Source organism: Tateyamaria sp. (assembly GCF_059783535.1).
Map to the genome: position 1 here is coordinate 5,886 of NZ_JBYNDP010000156.1, position 1,808 is coordinate 7,693.

The following is a 1,808-nucleotide window of genomic DNA, read 5'->3' on the forward strand; positions in this document are numbered from 1 at the left end:
TTGGCGATGCTGTCCGGGAAGATCGGGTTGGGGGCCGTGGTCATGATGTCGACGGTGTAGTCGTCGACCTTGATGACCTCGGACACAGGTGCGAACCAGCTGCGCGTGTCCGACGCCTCGTCACTTGCACGCTGGTAGGAAAAGATCACGTCGTCAGCGTTAAACGCGGCCCCGTCGTGAAAGGTGACGCCCTGGCGCAGGGTGAACCGCCACCCTTCGCCCGCACCAATCGGTTCCCACGATGTGGCCAGCGCGGGTTCGATGGTCATGTCCTTGCCGCGGCGGACAAGGCCCTCGTAGACGTTGTTGAGAAAGCCCAGCACGGCGGCCGAGTTCACGGCATGCGGGTCCATGGTTTGCGGGTCGGTGGTTTCGGCCCACTTGAATTCTTCGGCGATGGCCGGTGCAGCCAGAACGGTGCTGGCGAGAAGGAAAGCGCGGATCATGTATCTTGGTCCTTGATGCGGTTTCAATGAAATCGGTGAAAAACAGGCAACACCCCGGCGCGCATTCGGGGGCAAAACGAAAGGGGGCCGCGCAACCGCGGCCCCCCGTCCATGATCAGTTCATGGTGATGTATTTGACCTTTGGCTGGTCTTCTGGGTCAACCTCGATCCCGACACCTTCACCCATGCCCCAGTTCAGGACCTGGTGGTGCAGCGGGATATAGAGCTGCTCGTCCTGCACCACGCGCCAGATGGCGGCGATGTCTGCGTTGCGGGCTTCCAGATCGGTGTTCGAGGCCAGCGATTTGATCTTGGCATCCAGATCATCATTGTCGAACCCGGTGCCGTTCCATGTGCCGATGTCGCTTTCACGACCGTGGACCAGGAAGTTGAAGATGTATTCCGAGTCGTATGTCGGCACACCCCAACCCAGCATGTAGAAGTCGGTTTGCCCGTCGGTGATCAGCGGGAAGTGCTGTGCCTTGGGCTTGGCATCAAGGTTCACAGTGATGCCGATCTGGCCCAACATGCCAACAGCCGCCTGACAGATCGCTTCATCGTTGATGTAACGGTCGTTGGGGCAGTCCAGACGGATCGAGAAGCCGCTGTCATAACCCGCTTCGGCCAGCAGCGCCTTGGCGCCGTCGATGTCGGTCGAGGATTCGCCGTCCATCGCCTCGGTCCAGCCATTGACGAAGGGCGGTGCGATCATGCCGGCGGGCTGGGATTGGCCGCGCATCACGACCTGACGGATCGCATCACGATTCATCGCCATCGACATGGCCTTGCGCACACGCACATCGGCCAGCGGGTTTGCGCCATCCACGTTGTCGGCCTCAATGTCATCCGCACCCTGGTTCATGCCAAAGAAGATCACGCGGTTCTGTGGGGCCTGCTTGACCACCAGACCGTCGGCGGAGTTCACGCGTTCAAGGTCCTGCACCGGCATGTCCTGAAGGAAGTTGATCTCGCCCGACAGCATGGCTGCGACGCGGGTCGCGGCGTTCTGGATGGGGGTGTAGACGATCTCGGTCACTTCCATCGGGAACTGGTCGATGCCCCAATAGTTGTCGTTGCGGGTCATGACGGTTTTCACGTCAGGCTCGCGGCTTTGCAGGATGTAGGGGCCTGTGCCGTTGGCGTTCGTGGTGGCATAGGTGATCTCGCCGCCCTCAAAGTCCTGCACATCGACGGTGTTGTTCGCCTCGGTCCAGTCCTTGTCCATGATGAACAAGTTGGTCAGGTTCGAGGGCAGGATCGGGTTTGGACCGTCCGTAACCATCTCGATTGTGTAGTCGCCAACTGCGCGCACTTCGGTGATCGAGCCGATCAGCTCTTTCATATCCGAATTGGTGGATTTGG

At 60.1% G+C, this 1,808-nt stretch carries 2 protein-coding genes; both read right to left on the bottom strand.

Annotation, left to right across the window (positions count from 1 at the left end; translation table 11 throughout):
• Window positions 1-446 (bottom strand): ABC transporter substrate-binding protein (locus AC6RA8_RS19665; protein ID WP_500355103.1); only part of this gene is annotated, 446 nt, incomplete at its 3' end.
• A gap of 115 nt (window positions 447-561) precedes the next feature.
• The coding region (locus AC6RA8_RS19670) for an ABC transporter substrate-binding protein (protein ID WP_500355106.1) at window positions 562-1,808 on the bottom strand (1,247 nt) is incomplete at its 5' end.